Annotated in this window: 20 protein-coding genes and 1 pseudogene; 13 read left to right on the forward strand and 8 right to left on the reverse strand. The window is 73.4% G+C overall.

Annotation, left to right across the window (positions count from 1 at the left end):
• Positions 1-71: 71 nt before the first annotated feature.
• The gene (locus ABD946_RS38535; protein WP_345290397.1) at positions 72-950 is read right to left on the reverse strand and encodes an IclR family transcriptional regulator; all 879 of its coding nucleotides are present in this window, start codon (positions 948-950) and stop codon (positions 72-74) included.
• Positions 928-1,482, reverse strand: a complete 555-nt coding sequence (locus tag ABD946_RS38540) for an Lrp/AsnC family transcriptional regulator (protein WP_345290398.1) — start codon at positions 1,480-1,482, stop codon at positions 928-930. Before ABD946_RS38540 ends, ABD946_RS38535 begins: the two co-directional genes overlap by 23 nt.
• Before the next feature lie 226 nt (positions 1,483-1,708).
• Between ABD946_RS38540 and ABD946_RS38545 the strand changes: the two genes are divergently transcribed.
• On the forward strand, positions 1,709-2,242 hold the full coding sequence (locus ABD946_RS38545; RefSeq protein WP_345290399.1) for a VOC family protein: 534 nt from the start codon (positions 1,709-1,711) through the stop codon (positions 2,240-2,242).
• A 180-nt stretch (positions 2,243-2,422) separates the two neighbouring features.
• Here ABD946_RS38545 and ABD946_RS38550 read toward each other — a convergent pair whose 3' ends face one another.
• Together ABD946_RS38550 and ABD946_RS38555 are read right to left on the reverse strand one after the other, a co-directional pair.
• Positions 2,423-3,799 (reverse strand): ATP-binding protein, encoded by a 1,377-nt coding sequence (locus ABD946_RS38550; RefSeq protein WP_345290458.1) that lies wholly within the window; start codon positions 3,797-3,799, stop codon positions 2,423-2,425.
• Between the two features lie 35 nt (positions 3,800-3,834).
• The gene (locus ABD946_RS38555) at positions 3,835-4,548 is read right to left on the reverse strand and encodes a response regulator transcription factor (protein ID WP_345290400.1); all 714 of its coding nucleotides are present in this window, start codon (positions 4,546-4,548) and stop codon (positions 3,835-3,837) included.
• Between the two features lie 168 nt (positions 4,549-4,716).
• On the opposite strand from ABD946_RS38555, the gene ABD946_RS38560 reads away from it, so the two are divergent.
• From ABD946_RS38560 to ABD946_RS38570, 3 genes are all read left to right on the forward strand, one after another.
• Complete coding sequence (locus ABD946_RS38560) at positions 4,717-5,271, forward strand: hypothetical protein (RefSeq protein WP_345290401.1); 555 nt, start codon at positions 4,717-4,719, stop codon at positions 5,269-5,271.
• Positions 5,272-5,628: 357 nt separating this feature from the next.
• Entirely contained in the window at positions 5,629-7,176 is a 1,548-nt protein-coding gene (locus ABD946_RS38565) for a cellulose binding domain-containing protein (protein WP_345290402.1), read from the forward strand.
• 199 nt (positions 7,177-7,375) lie between these two features.
• Positions 7,376-8,746: a glycosyltransferase 87 family protein gene (locus ABD946_RS38570; RefSeq protein ID WP_345290403.1), complete on the forward strand. Its 1,371-nt coding sequence runs from the start codon at positions 7,376-7,378 to the stop codon at positions 8,744-8,746.
• A 223-nt stretch (positions 8,747-8,969) separates the two neighbouring features.
• Here the strand turns inward: ABD946_RS38570 and ABD946_RS38575 are convergent, their stop codons facing one another.
• Entirely contained in the window at positions 8,970-9,386 is a 417-nt protein-coding gene (locus ABD946_RS38575; protein ID WP_345290404.1) for an SsgA family sporulation/cell division regulator, read from the reverse strand.
• A 227-nt stretch (positions 9,387-9,613) separates the two neighbouring features.
• Between ABD946_RS38575 and ABD946_RS43235 the strand changes: the two are divergent.
• A pseudogene (locus ABD946_RS43235) lies at positions 9,614-9,736 on the forward strand (hypothetical protein); the annotation flags it as partial.
• Here the strand turns inward: ABD946_RS43235 and ABD946_RS38580 are convergent.
• Complete coding sequence (locus ABD946_RS38580) at positions 9,727-10,188, reverse strand: hypothetical protein (protein WP_345290405.1); 462 nt, start codon at positions 10,186-10,188, stop codon at positions 9,727-9,729. The pseudogene ABD946_RS43235 and the gene ABD946_RS38580 sit on opposite strands and share 10 nt — an antisense overlap.
• A 35-nt stretch (positions 10,189-10,223) precedes the next feature.
• Here ABD946_RS38580 and ABD946_RS38585 point away from each other — a divergent pair, with 35 nt between their 5' ends.
• On the forward strand, positions 10,224-11,000 hold the full coding sequence (locus ABD946_RS38585; RefSeq protein WP_345290459.1) for an RDD family protein: 777 nt from the start codon (positions 10,224-10,226) through the stop codon (positions 10,998-11,000).
• 76 nt (positions 11,001-11,076) lie between these two features.
• Complete coding sequence (locus ABD946_RS38590) at positions 11,077-11,811, forward strand: RDD family protein (RefSeq protein ID WP_345290406.1); 735 nt, start codon at positions 11,077-11,079, stop codon at positions 11,809-11,811.
• A gap of 105 nt (positions 11,812-11,916) precedes the next feature.
• Here ABD946_RS38590 and ABD946_RS38595 read toward each other — a convergent pair whose 3' ends face one another.
• Positions 11,917-12,162 (reverse strand): hypothetical protein, encoded by a 246-nt coding sequence (locus ABD946_RS38595; RefSeq protein WP_345290407.1) that lies wholly within the window; start codon positions 12,160-12,162, stop codon positions 11,917-11,919.
• 185 nt (positions 12,163-12,347) lie between these two features.
• Here ABD946_RS38595 and ABD946_RS38600 point away from each other — a divergent pair, with 185 nt between their 5' ends.
• From ABD946_RS38600 to ABD946_RS38620, 5 genes are all read left to right on the forward strand, one after another.
• The gene (locus ABD946_RS38600; protein ID WP_345290408.1) at positions 12,348-13,067 is read left to right on the forward strand and encodes an endonuclease V; all 720 of its coding nucleotides are present in this window, start codon (positions 12,348-12,350) and stop codon (positions 13,065-13,067) included.
• Positions 13,068-13,235: 168 nt separating this feature from the next.
• On the forward strand, positions 13,236-13,703 hold the full coding sequence (locus tag ABD946_RS38605) for a hypothetical protein (protein ID WP_345290409.1): 468 nt from the start codon (positions 13,236-13,238) through the stop codon (positions 13,701-13,703).
• Positions 13,704-13,755: 52 nt separating this feature from the next.
• The gene (locus tag ABD946_RS38610; protein ID WP_345290410.1) at positions 13,756-15,168 is read left to right on the forward strand and encodes a WXG100 family type VII secretion target; all 1,413 of its coding nucleotides are present in this window, start codon (positions 13,756-13,758) and stop codon (positions 15,166-15,168) included.
• Between the two features lie 135 nt (positions 15,169-15,303).
• Positions 15,304-16,635, forward strand: a complete 1,332-nt coding sequence (gene mycP, locus ABD946_RS38615) for a type VII secretion-associated serine protease mycosin (RefSeq protein ID WP_345290411.1) — start codon at positions 15,304-15,306, stop codon at positions 16,633-16,635.
• 102 nt (positions 16,636-16,737) lie between these two features.
• The gene (locus ABD946_RS38620; protein WP_345290412.1) at positions 16,738-16,977 is read left to right on the forward strand and encodes a hypothetical protein; all 240 of its coding nucleotides are present in this window, start codon (positions 16,738-16,740) and stop codon (positions 16,975-16,977) included.
• On the opposite strand, the gene ABD946_RS38625 is transcribed toward ABD946_RS38620, so the two are convergent.
• Positions 16,968-17,549, reverse strand: coding sequence for a GNAT family N-acetyltransferase (locus ABD946_RS38625; RefSeq protein ID WP_345290413.1), 582 nt, complete (start codon positions 17,547-17,549; stop codon positions 16,968-16,970). The two genes, ABD946_RS38620 and ABD946_RS38625, sit on opposite strands and share 10 nt — an antisense overlap.
• Positions 17,550-17,669: 120 nt before the next feature.
• On the opposite strand from ABD946_RS38625, the gene ABD946_RS38630 reads away from it, so the two are divergent.
• Positions 17,670-18,161 (forward strand): GNAT family N-acetyltransferase, encoded by a 492-nt coding sequence (locus ABD946_RS38630; RefSeq protein WP_345290414.1) that lies wholly within the window; start codon positions 17,670-17,672, stop codon positions 18,159-18,161.
• Positions 18,162-18,223 lie beyond the last annotated feature (62 nt).

Genomic DNA, 18,223 nt, shown 5'->3' on the forward strand with positions numbered 1-18,223 from the left:
CGCGGGCACCCGTGGGTCCGCCCCGTGGTGTGGTGGAGGGCGGTTCCCGGGGAGGTCTTTTCCCGGGGGCGTCAGAGTCCGAAGGCCGCCGCCGCGAGGTCGTCCGTCAGGCGGGACCGCAGCTGGGCCGCGATCTGCGGTAAACGGTGCGCCTGGGCCATCGGCAGGGTGACGGAGAAGGCGGCCAGCCCGCTGCCCATCACGATCGGCACCGCCGCCCCGGCCGCCCCCAGGGCGAACTCCTGGTACTGCGTGATCGGCGCCGCCCGCTGCGGACCCTGCCGGGGCAGCAGCGGCAGCCGGGACGGGTCGCGCAGCGTGTACGGGGTGAACGGCACCATCGGGTACCGGGCCAGGTGGGCCCGCCGCTCCTCGGCCGACATCAGCGCCAGCAGCGTCTTGCCCGCCGAGGTGGCGTGCGCGCCCGCCCGGAACCCGGAGAGGTCCACCGTCGGCGCCCCGGGCGCGGCGTGCGAGGCGACCAGCACCACCTCGCCGCGCAGGTGGCGGGAGAGGTAGACGGCCGCGCCCAGTTCGTCGCTCAGGCGGCGCAGCATCCGCTCCAGGCGCCGTCGCCCGGCCGCCGGGCCCTCCTCCCGGCAGAGCCCGGCCACCGCGGGGCCGGTCAGGTACCGGCCCTCCAGGCGCTCCAGGTAGCGGTCGTGCACCAGCGTGCGGAGCAGGTGGTACGCGGTGCCGAGGGCCAGCCCGGTGTCCCGGGCCAGCTGCTTGGCGGTGGCGCCGCGCGGGTAGCGGGCCACCGCCTCCAGCAGGCGCAGCGCCCGCTGCGCGGAGGCGATCAGGGTCGGCGGCGGTTGGCGCTCCGGCGAGGAGCGCTCCGGCGACGGGCGGCCGGGCGGCGGGCGGTCGAATGACGGGGCGTCAAGTGACGGCAGGTCAGGTGACGGAAGGTCAGGGTTGCGGCGCTCAGGCGCCGGTGCGGGTGTCATGGAGTCGATCTTGACTCGCCTGCTCCCGGGCGGCCTGCTCGCGGGCGGTCTGTTCGCGTGCCGCCTGGTCGACCAGCGGCAGCACCCGGAACGGTACGGGATTCTCCAGCGCGATCGCGGTGGAGGCCCGGACGATCCCGTCGAAGCCCACCACCCGGTCGATCACCCGTTGGAGGTCGGCGTTCGAGCGGGCCACGATCCGCACCAGCATGTCGCCCTGCCCGGTGATGGTGTGCAGCTCCAGCACCTCCGGGACCGAGGTCAGGTGCGCCCGCACGTCCACCCCCTGGCCCTGGGAGATCTCCAGGGTGGCGAAGGCCGTCACCGGATAGCCGATCGCCGCCGGGTCCACCTGCGGGCCGAAGCCGCCGATCACGCCCCGGGACTGCAGGCGGTCGAGCCGGGCCTGCACGGTGCCGCGGGCCACCTGGAGGCGGCGGGAGCACTCCAGCACCCCGATCCTCGGCTCCTCGCTGAGGAGCCTGATCAGCTTGCCGTCGAGCTGGTCGATGGCGTCGTTCGGCGTCTGCACGGCTGCTGCTCCGTCCGTGGGTGGGGGTGGTGGGGCGGTGCCCGTGGGGGTGGGCAAACTGTCCAGCGGTGACCGCCATTCTCCGGCCCGGGGCGGCAGCTTGCCCAGGACCGGGAGCACCGGTTGCGTAACGTCGCCGCGGACGGGACGCTCCCTGCACCGCCCCGCGGAACGGGCCCCCACACCGGGCCGCGGGGCTCGGACCGGCCCACCGGGGAGGTACTCGTTGACCGACGTCTCCACCGCACCGCACGTCCTCCACCCGGACGGGCCCGGGCCGCTCGCGGCGCTGCGCACCGACGCCGTCTACGCCGTCCGGGACGCCCGCCTCGCCGCCCGCCACTACGCCGTCTCGCTCGCCATGCGCTGCACCGCGTGGGCCGGTCCGGACACCGGCTGCCCCTCGGTGCTCTCCTACGTCCTGGAGTCCGGACCGACCCGGCTGGTCGTCAGCTCCGCGCTGGCACCGGGGAGTTCGCACGCCCGGCGGATCGCCGAGCACGTCGAGCGGCACGGGGACTCGCTGCTGGACCTGGTGATCGAAGTGCCGGACGCCTACGCCGCGTACGACTACGCGGTGGACCGGGGCGCCCGCTCGGTCACCGAGCCGTTCGAACTCGGCGACCGCTACGGCACCGCCGTCCTCGCCGTGCTCGGCACCCCCGGCCCGGCCCGCCACCTGCTCGCCGACCGCACCGCCTACCCGGGCCCGTACCTGCCGGGCTACCGCCCCGCCCCGGCGCACCTGCTGCAGCACTAGCCGACGCGCCGCCCAGGCCGCCCGGAGCGCAGCCAGGGGCGCGAGGAACTGCGCGAATCGGAAGGCACCGACCCGTGTGCCGGGTACGGAGAACCACCTGCAAGTGGGTGCCCGTACCCGGCACACGGGTGTCCTGCTTCCGCCGCGCGCAGTTCCCCGCGCCCCTGGCCGGAGGCCGGCTCAGCGGCGGCGGCGCGCCGGGCGGGGGACGGTCGGCCTGGTCTCCAGGCGCAGGCGCAGTTCGGCTCCGCCGAGGCCGGCCGAGCGGCCCAGCGCCAGATCGCCCCCGGTGGTCTCGGCCAGCTTGCGGACGATGTCCAGTCCGAGCCCGGTCGAGCCCTCGCCGCCCTGCCCCTCGCCGCGGCGCAGCGCCGCCTCCGGGTCGGCGAAGCCGACCCCCGCGTCGCCGACCAGCACGATCACCGAGCCCTCGGTGACCAGCACGTCCACCGAGAAGGCGGTTCCCATCGGGGTGTGCCGGAAGACGTTGCCGAGCAGGGCGTCCACCGCCGCCGCCAGGTCGCCGCGCTGCACCGGCACCGGTGCGGCGCCCTCCGCTCCGGCCAGCTGCCAGCGGCGCCCCTCGTCCTCGGCCAGCGCGGACCAGAAGCCGACCCGTTCGCGGATCACCTCGGCCGCGTCGCAGCCGATCGCCACCTGCGGCACGTCCTCGGGGGAGCGCCGGGCGGCCCGGATGATCTGGTCCACCTCGCGCTCCAGCTGGGCCACCGCGTGCCGGGCCGCGTCCGCCGCGTCGCCGCTGCCCAGCGACGCGGTGTTCAGCCGGAGCACGGTCAGCGGGGTGCGCAGCCGGTGCGACAGGTCGGCCGCCAACTCCCTTTCGGCGGCGAGCAGATGGACCACCCGGTCGGCCATCGCGTTGAACGCGTGGGCCGCCTCCCGGAGCTCGTTCGGCAGGCCCTCGGACTCCCGGCCGTCCACCGGCACCCGGACGGCCAGGTTGCCGCTCCCGAGCGAACGGGCGGCGGCCGCCAGCCGACGGGAGGAGCCGACGATCCGGGAGCCCATCCGGTCCGCCACCAGCACCGAGATCGCCACCAGGCCGACCGCCACCCCCGAGAGCACCAGCCAGGCGGTGACCACCCCGTGCCCGAGCTCCTCCTCGGCCACGAACACCTCGACCACCGCGACCCGACTGCCGCTCACCGCCACCGACTTGAGCAGCACGAAGCCGCCCGGAGCCGCGGCCACGAAGGACCGGCCCTGCCCGGAGCGGCCCTGGCCGGCCGCCTCCGCCACCGAGGACTGCGCGGCCCGGCTGTGGCCGACCACCGTGCCCGGGCCGAACCCGGTGACCGGCAGGTGCACCGCGACCCGCTCCTGGGTGGCCGAGTCGGTGGAGGCCAACGCCCTTGCGATGGCGTCCTGTTCGGTGGTGATGGCCAGGGCCGGGCCGAGCGCGGCGGCCTGCCGCTCGGCGGCGGCGAAGGCGCGGTCCCGCGCGGTCTGCTGGACCATCAGGCCCAGCGGGATCAGGAAGGCCAGCGCGACCATGGTGGTCCCGGCCACCGCTGCCCTGACGAGTGCCCAGCGCAGCGAGTGGCCGCCCCCGCCGACCCGGTCGCGCCGCCTCACGTCGCTTCCCCGCCGTCCGGCGCCGGAGCGGCGGGCGCCTCCAGGCGGACCCCGACGCCGCGCACCGTGTGCAGGTAGCGCGGCTTGGAGGCGGTCTCGCCGAGCTTGCGGCGCAGCCAGGACAGGTGCACGTCGATGGTCTGGTCCCCGCCGTAGGTCTGGCGCCAGACCTCGGCCAGGATCTCCTTGCGCGGCACCACCACCCCGGGCCTGGCCGCCAGGAAGGCCAGCAGGTCGAACTCACGCCGGGTCAGGTCCAGCGGCCGGGCGTCCAGCAGGGCCTCCCGGCGCTGCACGTCGATCGCCAGTCCGCCGACCCGCAGCACCCGCCCGGCCGGGGCGCTGCCACCGCCGAAGCGGCGCAGCACCGCCGCCATCCGGGCCGTCAGGTGCTCGACGGAGAAAGGTTTCACCAGGTAGTCGTCGGCGCCGTCGTTGAGCAGCCGGACGATCTCCGCCTCGTCGTCCCGGGCGGTGGAGATGATCACCGGGACGTCGGTCAGCCCTCTGATCATCTTCAGCGCCTCGGAGCCGTCCAGGTCCGGCAGACCGAGGTCCAGGATCACCAGGTCGCACCCGACCTGGGCCACCTCGCGGAGCGCCTCCAGCGCGGTGCCGACGCTCCTGACCGCGTGGCCGGAATCGGCCAGGTGCCGGATCAGGGCGGAGCGTACGAAGGGGTCGTCCTCGACCACGAGCACTGTTGCCATGGGGCCGCAGGCTAGTCCATCCCGGAGCAGTGGTCTGTACCTCGGTCGGTCTGGCAGGAGTGCCGGACGGCCGCTCCCTGCCACCTCGGTGTCATTTGTGCAACTTCCCTGCCGATTCCCTGACCTGCACGCCAGCCGGTCGCGGCGGTACGGCAGGATGTGGACGCGATGCGGAACGGACTCGTACAACTCGGCGCCTGGACGGCTGCCACCGGGGCGGCGGTGGCGCTGTCCTGGTTCGGCGTGCACGCGGTGCTGGCCGAGACGGCCTTCGAACAGCCCTCCGCCCTCCAGCTCCCCACCTCGGCCGCCCACCCCTCGTCCGACGCACCGTCAACCCCCGCCCCGCCCACCGCCGTCGAACCGTCCCCGAGCGCCTCGCCGACCCCCTCCGCCACCCCGCTCGCCCCCACCAGCCCGGCCCCCGGCCGCACCCCGGCGAAGAAGCCCGCCGCCCCCGGCAGCGCCGCCGCGTCGGCCCCCGGCAGCGCGGCCGCGGTCTCCTCGGTCAAGAGCTACCGCGTCCCCGGCGGCCGGGTCGCGCTCGACATGCAGCCCACCACCGCCGAACTGGTCTCGGCCACACCGGACCAGGACTGGCAGATGCAGATCTGGCAGGGCGACAAGTGGCTCCGCGTCGACTTCACCAAGGACGGCGCCACCAACTCCGTCTTCGCCACCTGGAACGGCCACCACCCGGACGTCCAGACCGTCGTCCGCTGACCCCCTGCCGGGGGCGCGTGCACGGTTCGGCGCGTGGCGTCGGCCGGGGTGATTGCACCAGGGGCGCGGGGAACGCAGGTGGTGATCCCGGGGGCGCGAGGAACTGCGCGAGTCGGAAGGCGGACCAGTGCCAGGTCGGGGCAGGCGAGCCAGTTGCACGTGGTGCCGTTCCCCCGCGCGCAGTTCCTCGCGCCCCCGGGGTGACCACTTTCGCCGCGCCCCCACCGCTCTTCCTTAACGGCGCCGTAAGGGAGGTGTTCGGCTGGCTGAGGGACGGCTTCCGGCCGGTCCGGCCGGGCTAGCGTCTGGCGGGTCCGGAGGCGTGGGGCTTCCGGTGACGCCGGAGGTAGCGAGCAGATGAGCCAGCCCACCCGCCGTTCGGGACACCGCCGCCGCAGCCGCAAGGGGCCGGTGGCCTTCGCGGCCGCCCTGGCCACCGTGCTCGCCGCCGGAGCCGCCGTCACCTTCGCCACCTCGGCCGGCGCGGCCAGCCTCGGCGCCGTCTACAGCCGGACCAGCACCTGGGAGTCCGGTTACACCGGCCAGTACCTGGTGACCAACCCGGGCAGTGCGGCGATCGACGACTGGACGCTCGGCTTCGACCTCCCCGACGGGGCCCGGATCGACTCGCTGTGGAACGCCACCTTCAGCGCCACCGGCCGGCACGTCACCGTGAAGGCCCAGTCCTGGAACAAGCGGATCGAGCCGGGGAAGACCGTCGAGGTCGGCTTCGTGGTCCAGGGCAGCGGCGGGGCCCAGGCCGAGCCGGCCAACTGCACCGTCAACGACTCCCCGTGCAAGGGCGGCAGCACCCCGCCGCCCACCCCCTCCGGCCGCCCGAGCACCACGCCGACCGCCTCCACCTCTCCGTCCGCGTCCGCCTCTGCCTCCGCGTCCGCGTCCGCGACGGCCACGGTCAAGCCGACCCCGACCGTGACGCCCAGTCAGACCCCGTCCCCGACCGGCACCACCGCCCCGCCGGTGACGACGGCTCACTTCGCCCCGTACGTGGACACCTCCCTCTGGCCCCCGTTCGACCTGGTGGCCACCGCCAAGGCCGGCGGCGTGAAGGACTTCAACCTCGCCTTCGTCGTCTCCGGCGGCGGCTGCACCCCCAAGTGGGGCGGCGTCAGTGACCTCGCCGCTGACCCGGTGGCGGCCCAGATCGGTGCGCTGCGCGCGATCGGCGGCGACGTCCGGGCCTCCTTCGGCGGCGCCAACGGCAGTGAGCTCGCCACCGCCTGCACCTCGGTGGCGGACCTCACCGCCGCCTACCAGAAGACCGTGGACGCCTACGCCCTCACCAAGGTCGACTTCGACGTGGAGGGCGGTGCGCTCGGTGACACCGCGGCCAACACCCGCCGTGCCCAGGCCATCGCCCAGCTCCAGAAGAACGCCGCCGCCAAGGGCCGCCCGCTGGACGTCTCCTTCACCCTCCCGGTGCTGCCCAGCGGTCTCACCCAGGACGGCGTGAACCTGGTCGCCAACGCCAAGGCCGCCGGGGTGGCGATCGGCGCGGTGAACGTGATGGCGATGGACTACGGCGCCGGCGCGGCCCCGAACCCGCAGGGCCGGATGGGCAAGTACGCGATCGACGCCGCCACCGCGACCCAGGCCCAGCTGAAGTCGGTGCTCGGCCTGTCCGACGCGGCGGCCTGGTCCAAGGTCGCGGTCACCCCGATGATCGGTGTGAACGACGTCTCCACCGAGGTCTTCACCGTGGCCGACGCCACCGAGCTGGCCGCGTTCGCCAAGGGCAAGCACCTGGCCTGGCTCTCGATGTGGTCCGGCACCCGCGACAAGGCCTGCCCGGGCGGGCCGAAGCAGGCCGCCGACGCGACCTGCAGCAGCATCGCCCAGCAGCCGCTGGACTTCACCCGGGCCCTCGGCGCCTACACCGGCTGACGCTCCGTCCGTCCCGCGCGGCCGGGGGCTCCTGACCTCACGGGGGGTCAGGAGCCCCCGGCCGTGCTCGACGGCCCCGGCCGCTCGCCGGGCCGCCTGCCCGACCGCCTGCCCAACGTCTGCCCGGCCGCTCGCCGGGCCGTGGCCGCGGACCGTCGGGTAAGGTCGCAAGCTGGTCGACCGGCGGACGGAGCGGAACGTGACAACGGCGCAGGAACAGCGCGAGGCCCCGGAACGGGCGCCTTCCCCGTCACCCGCCCGTACCCTCCGGGCCACCCCGCAGGCCGTCCGGGAGGCGGTCAAGGAAGCACCCAGGCGGCTCATGGTGACCGCTTCGGTGGTCGCCGTCCTCTCCCTGCTGGTCTACGCGGTGCTGCGGCACTTCGTCGGCACCTCGATGGTGGACATGATCGTCTACCGGGCCGAGGGGGCCGCCGTGGCCAACGGCACCGACCTCTACGCCCTGCGGGTGACGGAGTGGAACCTGCCGGCCACCTACCCGCCGTTCGCCGCGATGCTCTTCGTGCCGACCACCTGGTTCGGCGTCCCGTTCCTCCGAGTGGCGATCACCCTCGGGAACGTCGCGCTGCTCGGCCTGCTGGCCCACCTCTCCTTCAAGCTGGTCGGCTGGCCGCGCAAGGAGCTGCGCCCGGTCGGCGTGGTGCTGGTGGCCGGGCTCGGCGTCTGGCTGGAGCCGGTCTTCACCACCCTGCGGTACGGCCAGATCAACCTGGCCCTGGCCTGCCTGATCCTCTGGGACCTCACCCGGCCCGACGGCCACCGCTCCAAGGGCCTGGCCATCGGCATCGCCGCCGGGATCAAGCTCACCCCCGGCCTGTTCGCGGTCTACCTGCTGATCACCGGCCGGATCAGGGCCGCCTTCGTGGCGGGCTTCACCTTCCTCGGCACCTTCCTGATCGGCGCCCTGGTGCTGCCGGACGCCACCTGGGGCTTCTGGACCAAGTACCTCTACGACTCCTCCCGGGTCGGCAAGACCGAGATCGTCGACAACCAGTCCGTGCGCGGCGCCGTCGCCCGCCTGCTGCACACCGCCGAACCGGGCACCGTGGCCACCCTGGCCGGGGCCGTGGTCGCGGTGGCGGGTCTGGCCACCGCGGCCTGGGCCTACCGCAGCGCGCGCTGGGCCCCCCGGGCCGAGGCCTGGGGCGTCTGCTGCGCCGCCGTCACGGCCGTGCTGATCTCGCCGATCAGCTGGACCCACCACTGGGTCTGGTGCGTCCCGGTGCTGGTGCTGCTGGCCGCCGAGGCCGCGCACGAGCGCTCCCGCCCGGCCCTGGTCCGGCGGCTGCGGTGGCGGCCGATCTTCGGCGCCACCCTGCTCGCCTTCGTGTCCTTCGGCATGTGGCTCGTCCCGCACAAGGGCGACCTCGACCTGCACCTGTCGCCGATCGCCCAGCTCCCGGCAGCGGTCTACCCGCTGGTCGGCCTCTGCTTCCTGCTGACCGCCGCACTCCGGGTCCGCTCCCGGCGCCGCTTCGCCGGGGCGCCGCTGGTCAGCCTGCCGACCCAGCGCAGGGCACCCGAAGGGGCCGGCGCACCGCGACGGTGAGCTGACGCTCCCTCATCCGGGGGTGGGGGCGGCGCGCTCCGCTGACGGAGCGTCGGCCGGCCCCCACGCCCGGCCGCATGCTCCCCGGCGTGCACCACGAAGGCCCACGCCGCACCACCGGACGCGCGCCCGTGCCCGCGCCCGTTTCTGCTTCCAGCTCTGCTCCTGCTCCTGCTCGGGCTCCCGCCTCCGCCGAGCGGGGGTCCTCCGCCGTCCGGCGGCGTCACGCGAGCAGCTCGGCCAGCGAGTGGTCCAGGTCCAGTGCCGCCAGCTCCGCGCCCGGCGGCACCAGCCGGTGGGCGCGCTCCAGCCAGGCCGCGACGGCCGGCAGCGGCGCCTCCAGCAGCGCGTCCCCGGCCGGGGAGCTGAGCGCCATGCAGAGCACGCTGCGCCGCCCGGAGCGGGTCGGCCAGATCCGCACGTCCCCCTGCCCGCACGGCCTGAACGTGCCCTCCACCAGCAGCTCCCGGGCGAACACCCAGGTCACCGGCGTGCCGGTGTCCAGGTGGAAGGTGATGTGGACGGCGTACGGGTCGTGGCTGCCGTACGACAGCCGGGCCGGGACGGGGACGCTGCGCTCGGGGGAGAGCACCAGGTTCAGTTCGAGCTCGTGCTCGACCACGCTCGTGGACCGTTCCATGACGGGTTCCTCTCGGTGTCCGCGGGGTCCGCTCTCGAACCCCTCCACCGGAGGAGAGCGGGGCGCGGCGAAGGTCTTACACACATTCGGCGCACGTTCCGGGATTCACCAACTGCCCGCCGCGACGGCGCCGAGGCACTACCCTTTGTGACTGCTCGACGACTGTCCGACCGCGACCGGCTGGTGACGGTGCGTCGCCCCACGGTGCTGCCAGGAGAGAAGACCCCATGACGGAACGCCCCTTCGCAACTCACCAGGGCGAACCGGGGGCGCTGGCCGCAGCCGCGCCCGCCCCGCTGCCGGGCTACTACCCGGACCCCTCCGTCCCCGGCTTCGTCCGCTACTGGGGCGGTGCCTCCTGGGTGCCCGGCACCAGCCGTCCGGCCCCGGTGGCCGGCGAACACCTGGCGCCGCCCCGCGGCGTCGCCCAGCGGCCCGCCAACCTGGCCGCCGCCGCCCCGCCGCCACCGGTCCTGCCCTCGCCCTCTCCCGCCCCGGCTCCCGGTTTCGGCGGCGCCTTCGCGGGGGGCGCTCCGCCGGTGCGGGCGGACGAGACCGGCCCGGTGTTCTTCGACGAGACCTCGGGCGGCGCGTCCTTCGTGATGGCGCCGTTCGCCGCCGAGGCCGTCGCACCGCCGGTCCGGCCGCTCCCCCCGACCCCGTCTCCGGCAGTGGCCGCGAACCCCGCCCCGGCCCCGGTGGCGGCCGGGTGGAAGGCCACCCAGTCGCGGCCGGCCGAGCGGATCTCCTGGGGCGCCCCGGCGGTCACCACCCCCGAACCGGTGCCGACCGCGTCCGCCACCGTCGTGACACCCGCGCCCGTGCCCGTGCCCGCACCTGTGCCCGCGCCCGTGCCCGTGTCGGCTCCCGCGCCGGAGCCCGTGGCCCCGGGAGCGGGGGTCGCGGCCCGAGCGGACGGCGGTCGCGGAGCCCGTCGCCCCGAAGGCGGGGGGCGCCGTCCCCGCCGCCCGGCGGAAGCCGGTCACGTCCGCCTCCGGGTCCGCCTCCGGGTCCGCCACCGGGTCCGCCTCCGGATCCACGTCCGGGTCCACCTCCGGCCCCTCGCCCGCCGCTGCCGCCGCGCGCCGCCGGGGCCCGGCAGCCGCCCGCAGGCCCGCCGCGCCCGTCCCGGCCGGTCTCGGCCGCCGCCTGACGGCCCGTCTGGTCGACGGCCTGGTGCTCGTGCTGGTGGCCGTGGCGGCCGGGGTGCCGATGGTCCGCTCGATCTCCGTCCACCTGGACCAGAAGCTCGGCGAGGCCGCGCAGGCCAGCCGGGCCAACAGCGGTGCCCAGGTGCAGGTCTGGCTGGTCGACGGCACCGTGCTCGGCCGGGCCGGGGTGCTGCTGGGCGTGGTGCTGCTGGCCGCACTGCTCTACGAGGTGCTCCCGGTGGCCCGCACCGGCCAGACCTTCGGCAAGCGGCTGGCCGGGATCAGGGTGGTCGACGCGGAACGTCCCGGTGCCGCGCCCTCCTTCGGTCGTTCGGCACTGCGCTGGGTGGTGCGGCAGGCGGCGCTGCTCTCGGTGTTCGGCCTGCTGGCCCCGGTCCTGGACCGGAAGGGCCGACGGGCCTGGCAGGACCGGGCGGCCGGTACCCGGGTGGTCCGGTCCTGACCCTGACCACTCGTCAGGTAGGCAAAACGGACCAAATATCCCAACGCTGCCGTAATCAGGGTGTTCTACTCGGGTCATGAGCACCCATGACCCCTCGTCAGGATCCGAACCGGAGGGGGGCGACCGGCCCTCCTTCGACAAGCAACCCCCGCCGTCCGGTACGCCGTCCGGTGCGCCGGCCGACCCGTACGGCAGCCCGCCGCCCCCGGCCGACCCCTACGGCAGCGGCAGCCCGTACAACGGGGCGCCCGGCGCCCACGGTTCGCCCTACGGGGCGGCGCCGCCCCCGCCGCCGCCCGGCTACGGCCAGGACCCGTACGGCCAGTCCCCGTACGGTCAGGCCCCCTACGGTGGTCAGTACGGTGTGGGCGCCGGCCCGGTGCCCGGGATGCCGCCGCTCGGCGGCTGGGGCGCCCGGATCGGTGCGCGGGTGATCGACTACCTGATCGTCCAGGTGGTGGCCGTGGTGATCGCCGCCCCGTTCGCCGACCTCGGCTCGCGCAACGGCTGGCTCAGCACCTTCTGGGTCACCTACGTCCTCTACCTGATCTACGAGGGCGTCATGCTCAGCCGGGACGGCCAGACCGTCGGGAAGAAGGTGACCAAGGTCCGGGTCGCGATGCTCGTCGACGGCAGCCCCCCGACCGCCGCCGCGGCCTGGAGCCGGGCGGCCACCTTCGCCGCCCCCGCACTGATCTGCTGCGGCCAGCTGTGGTGGGTGGTCGACGGCCTGTTCGGCGTCTTCGACAAGCCCTACCGCCAGGCGATCCACGACAAGGCGGCCAAGACCGTGGTGGTCAGCACCGCCTGACGCACCCTCGGACCCGCACGCTCGGACCCGCGCGCTCGGACCCGCCCCGTACGGCCGCCGCTCCCGCGGCCCTGCCGTACGGGGCGTCCGTACGTCCGGCCCGGATCAGCGGTGGGCGGCGTACTCCCGGGCCGGCGCGCTCTGCGGCGCCCCGACCGACGCGATCCGGCGCCGCCGATCGGCCCCGGTCACCAGCAGAGCGGTCGTCAGGGTGCCGAGCGCGACGGCGAACCCGACCAGCACCGCGATCTCGAACACCCCCCTCGACCCGGAGACGGCGAGCAGGACGGCGGCCGCGACCACCACGGTCAGGACGCCGGTGCTGAGGTGAGCCAGGGTGGGACGAGACATGACGGACCGTCCTTCGCGTACGGGGGAGGGGAGGGTGCGGAGCGGGGGAAGCCTTGCCTTACCTGTCCAAGGTCTACCCACCCCCGGTCCCGGACAAGTACCTTTCCCGTCCCCTTCCCTCCGGGGCCCCGCAGGCTGGATACGGTGGCACCCGACCGCTCGAACACCCCGGGGGAACCGTGCCCGTGCCACCGTCCTCGTCCCACCCGTCCACCACCCCCGAGGGCTGGCCGCGCACCGAGGAGGAGGCCGTCGCGGAACAGCTGCGACTGCGCCCGCTGATCGACCCGACCGGCCCCGAACCGGCCCCCGACGCCCTGGTCGCCGGCGTGGACGTCGCCTACGACGACGAACGCGACCTGGTGGTCGCCGCCGCCGTCCTGCTCTCCCTCCCCACCCTCACCGTGGTCGAGGAGACCACCGCCACCGGCCGGATCTCCTTCCCCTACGTCCCCGGCCTGCTCGCCTTCCGCGAACTCCCCACCGTCCTCGACGCCCTGGCCTCCCTCCGCACCCGCCCCGACCTCGTCGTCTGCGACGGCTACGGCCTCGCCCACCCCCGCCGCCTCGGCCTCGCCACCCACCTCGGCCTCCTCACCGACCTCCCCACCCTCGGCGTCGCCAAGACCCCCTTCACCTTCACCCACACCCCACCCGCCCCCACCCGAGGCGCCACCACCCCTCTCCTCGACCCCACCACCGGCGAACAGGTCGGCGCCGCCCTCCGCACCCGCCCCGACGTCAAACCCGTCTTCGTCTCCACCGGCCACCGCATCGGCCTCCCCGAATCCCTCGCCACCGTCGTCCGCCTCACCCCCACCTACCGCCTCCCCGAAACGACCCGCCGCGCCGACTCCCTCTGCCGCCGCGCCCTCTCCACCGCCCTCGCCCGCCCCGTGTACTGATTCCGTCCCAATCCCCGACGGTGCGTCACGTCACCCTCCGGCCCGGGCATCCCATGTGTTAGACATGAGGGTTGAGGGGGCGGTCGCCACGGACCCGTCGCCCACGAAACACCTGACATCGAGTCACACAAACCAGTCCCAGCACTGGCTCCACGGGGGAGGACAGTCGTGAGTACGGGCAAGGGCTACCGCGTCGAAGTGGACAGCCTGCGGGCCTTCGCTACCCAGGTACGCGGCCTACTGGACGAGTTCCAATCACGAGCGGACGGCACCCGCACCCACGGCCAGACCGGCGTGGCCAACAGTGCGTTCGGCAGCTTCGCCGAGGCGAACGCGCTGCGCGAGAAGTACGAAGCCACGCGTGATGGGTTGCGGGACGTCCTGGGTTTGCTCCAGGACGCCATCGACGATGCGCAGCGCAAGGCGGACCTCACGGCTTCGAACTACGAGGAGCAGGAGTCGGAGACCGCGCGCCATCTGAAGGTGAACTCCGACGGATGGTCGGTCGGTTCGGGCTCCACGACACGGCCTGCGAGCTATCACTCCCCGCAGAGCCCGTCCTCTGGTCCGACGCCGAGGGCGCAGGCTCCTGGGGCGACCCCGACTGGAAGTGGAGGACCCCAGTCGACATGGTGACGAATTCGAAGCTCCGGGGCAGTGATCACCAGCCGACAGGGGGTACCGGCTCATGAACGAACACACCAATTTCGACGGCTACAGCCACTCCGAACTTCGTCGCATGGTTGGCTCCATGGACTCGGGCGGTGTGATGGCCGCGGCAGATCCGTGGCGCCGGGCCACCGTGGCGCTGAAGCAGATCCACAATGCCCTCGTCACCTCGACGGGTGACGCCACCACCTCGTGGGAGGGTGAAACCAGTACCGCCTTCGAGGCCAAGATGACGACGCTGGCCAATCAGGTCAGGTACGTCGCGGCCTACACCAACGATGCCGCCCTCACGCTCGAGATGATGTCCGAGGCAATCGCCGAGGCGAAGAGCACGATGCCGGAGGAGCCGAGCTTCTGGTCCAAGGCGGCTGACGCTGTCGGTGACACCGCTTCCGCTGCGATGGGCAGCGACGACGAGGACACCAAGACCGCCGTTACGGACGAGAAGAAGGCTCAAGCGGTGGCGGTGATGAATCTGCTGGCCACTCGCTATCGGGCCGCCACCAATTACCTCAAGCCGCCTCCCGCGCGTATCGACGACATGGTCGAGACGGTCTCGTCCGACTCGATGGGTACGGCTGCCTTCAGCGCCATGATCATGGGTGGCGGTGTGGGCTTCGCGAGTGGCAAGAGCTCGGGCTCTACCGTGCTCGGGGCCAGGTCCGGCGCACCCGCCACCGGTCAGGCAGGGGTCAAGTCGCCGAAGAGCGTCCAGCCCAGCCGTCCGACTGATCCGGGGATCAAGGGCGGGACCGCGAATCCGATCCCCAAGTCACCGTCTCCCACTCCGTACGGTCCGGGCACCGGAATTGACGGTGTGACGACTGCTCCCAAGCCGGGTACTTCGAGCCCCAGCAGTCCGGTCATCTCAGGGACCGGTACCGGTGGTAGCGGTACCGGCGCCTCGTCCTCCTCCGGGCCCGGTGGTGGCAGCACCCTTGGTGGCGCTCACATTGGTGGCACAAAGAGCGGTGGCGGCCAGTTCGGTGATTCCGCTCGTGGTGTCGGCGGTGGTCTCGGTCGTGGAGCCGGTGGCGCCAGCCGTGGGGGCAGTGCCTTTGGCGCGGGTGGAATGCAGGGCGGAGGCGGGTCTGCCGGCGGCCTGGGTGGCGGCTCCGGTCTCGGCGGCGGACGGGCCGGCCGAGCCGGAGCTGGTGCCGGCCGGATGGGTGGCGGCACGGTCGGCGGTGCGGCAGGCAGCGGTGCCGGTGGCCGTGGCGCGTTCACCGAGGGCGGGTCCGGCCTCGGCCGGAGTCGTGGCGGTCAGGCTGGTGGCCAGGGCGCAGCGGGTCAAGGCGGCGGCGCCGTGCACGGTGCAAACCAGGCGGCCAAGAAGAAGGACCAGAAGGACAAGAGGCGCCCGGACTACCTCGTCGAGGACGAGGAGACATGGGCCACCGGCAAACCGTCCAATCCCAACGTGGTGGACTGACGGAGTTTCACGGGCGGGCGTCATCAGCTTGACGCCCGCCGCGAAGCGCGGCACGGACGATTTCAGCGAGCGGAGTGGCGAGTCTTGAGGTTCAGTCGGAAGGTTCGAGGAGCAGCTGCGCTCGTTGCCGGATCCGTGCTCTGGGGTGCTGCCACGATTCCGGCGGCCGCGGACAACATTCGCGAGGCTCAGTGGCCCATCCTGAAGTTCGGAGCCGCCGACAAGGTGTGGCCGATCAGCCAGGGGGAGAACGTCGTCGTCGCCGTCATCGACACCGGTGTCCTGCCGGATCATGCGGATCTGGTTGGCCAAGTGCTTCCCGGCGCCGACTTCACGGGTAAGCAGGGGGATGGCCGGATCGATGTCGACGGTCACGGCACGGGCATGGCCAGTTTGATCGCGGGCCATGGGCACGGCAATCAGGACGGCATCATCGGCTTGGCTCCGAAGGCGAAGATCCTGCCGGTCAGGATCAACCTGAGCGGTGGCGATCAACTTGTCACGGCGCAGAACGATGAGGTGGCGAAGGCCATCCGATACGCGGTGGACAACGGGGCTAAGGTCATCAACATGTCCTTCACCAGCGCTGCCGGGGAGGAAGGCCGCGAGGCCATCAAGTACGCCATCGACAAGGATGTTGTCCTGGTTGCGGGCAGCGGGAACGCCGGTAACCACGGCGGGACCGTGAGCCAGCCGGCTTCGATTCCAGGAGTCGTGGCGGTGGGTGCGGTGGACCAGGACGGGAACGTCTGGGAGAAGTCCAACCGGGGCCCCGAGCTCACGCTGGTTGCGCCAGGTGTCGACATTTACTCGGCCGGGCCGAAGGCAAAGGCACCCGGTGACTACCGTCGGGCGAACGGTACGTCGGACTCAACTGCCTTCGTGTCGGCCATCGCCGCACTGGTGCGCTCCAAGTACCCGAACCTGTCGGCGGGGCAGGTCATCAATCGGATGATCAAGTCCGCAGTTGTCCCGGACGGTCAGAAGCTCCCGAACGACAGCTACGGGTACGGGATCGCTTCACCGCAGAGGGCTCTTGCCCCTAACCCCGAGGTGGACAACGGGCCGAAGGAGAATCCGCTCCTCGCTCGAGGTAGCGCGAACTCCACCGCAGTCCCCTCGACACCTGCCTCCGCGCCCGCCACCGGTGGGGCGAAGGAGGGCCAGACGGCGGCTCCGGTGGGGGAGAAGAAGGACGACGGTGGGATCCCGGTGTTCGTGTGGGGGGTCGTCGGGGTGTTGGCCGTGGTGGTGGTCGGTGGGGTGATCGTGCTGGCTCGCCGTCGTGGTGGTGGCGGCGGTGGGGGGCAGCCGCCGCAGCCTCCGTACGGGGGTGGGCAGCAGTATCCGCAGCAGTACCCGCCGCAGCAGCAGTACCAGCAGTATCCGCAGCCGCCGCAGCCGGGCCAGGGCTACCCGCCCCCGCCCCCGCCGCAGCAGGGTGGCGGCGGCAACCCGTACCGCTGACACGCCCACGAACGGCGCACAATCCGAGCACGGCGAACGGCCCTTCGGGTACTGATGACCAGTCAAGTCGTCAGTAGACCGAAGGGCCGTTCCATGTTCCGGGTGTTCGCCAGTTCCTCCTCCGCCCCCGCCTCGCGCCGCCGGCTCCCCGCCGTGCTGCTCGCCGCTGGCCTGGCGGCCGCCACCTTCGGGGGTGCCGCCGCCGCGTCCGCGTCGGAGAACCACGGCCCGGCCAACGCCGAGGAGGCGAAGGTCTGTTCGGACCTGTTGGGCTGGGCGCAGGGGATCGTGGGGCTGCCGGCGACTTCGGTGGATGCCAGCTGTACCGTCCGTCAGGGCTGAGCGGCGGAGGGGGTGGTGGCCGCCCGCCATTCGGGGGCGAGGGCGGCCATCAGCAGGATGTCGTGGCGGGTGCCGTCCCAGACGTGGGCGTCGCGGAGGCGGCCTTCGGGGAGGAAGCCGGCCTTGAGGTAGGCGGCCCGGGCGCGGGGGTTGTAGGAGAAGACCTCCAGGTGGACGCGGTGCAGGCCGATGGCGTCGAAGGCGTGGGAGAGCAGGAGCCGGGTGGCTTCGGTGCCGAGGCCGCGGCCGGCGACGGCGGGGTCGAGGGCGATCCGGTAGGAGGCGGATTCGGTGGGGCGGTCGAGTTCGTTGAGGGCGAGTTCGCCGAGGTAGGCGCCGGTGCGGAGGTCTTCGACGGCCAGGTCGAGGCGGTCGGGCTGGTCGGCGCGGGTGGCGCACCAGTCGTCGATCTCGGCGCGGGTGAACTGCTTGGTGGTGCCGGTGAGCCGGAGCAGTTCCGGGTCCTGGAAGGTGCGCCAGGCGTCGTCGGCGTGGGCGGGGGAGAGCGGCACCAGGCGGACGCGTTCGCCGGTGAGGGTGGGCTTGTGGCGGAGGGCCTCGTCGTTGATCACCTCTCAGTTGTAGTCAGCGGGGCCGGGCCCCGCCACGGGATTCCGTCCGCGCGCCGTCGGAGGCCGGTGCCAGGAGGAAAACCGGTGGTCGGGTCCGAACGGCCGGGGCAGACTGGCGGGATGATCATTCGTGAGGCGACGGCCGCGGACTGGCCGGCCATCTGGCGGTTCCTGCACCGGATCGTGGCGGCGGGCGACACCTTCACCTGGCCGCGGGACATCGGCGAGGAGGACGCCCGGGCGATCTGGATGAAGCGGGCCCCTGGCCGGACGGTGGTCGCGGTGGACGGGGACGGCACCGTGCTCGGCAGCGCCGAGACGCACCCCAACCAGATGGGCCCCGGCTCGCACATCGCCAATGCCGGTTTCATGGTCGCCCCGGAGCATGCCGGCAAGGGCGTCGGACGGGCGCTGGCGGAGCACGTGATCGAGCAGGCCGGGGCGGACGGGTACCGGGCGATGCAGTACAACGCCGTGGTGGCCACCAACACCCGGGCGGTGGAGCTGTGGAAGTCGCTCGGCTTCGCGGTGATCGGCACCGTCCCGGAGGGCTTCCGGCACGCCGAGCTCGGTTATGTGGACCTGCTGGTGATGTACCGTCCGCTCGTCTGACCGGCGTTGGGGGCCGTTGGCGGCGTTGGCAGGATCTTGGCGGGTGCTGGCGTCGTGGCCAC

This window comes from Kitasatospora albolonga (genome assembly GCF_039535905.1).
GTDB lineage: Bacteria > Actinomycetota > Actinomycetes > Streptomycetales > Streptomycetaceae > Kitasatospora > Kitasatospora albolonga.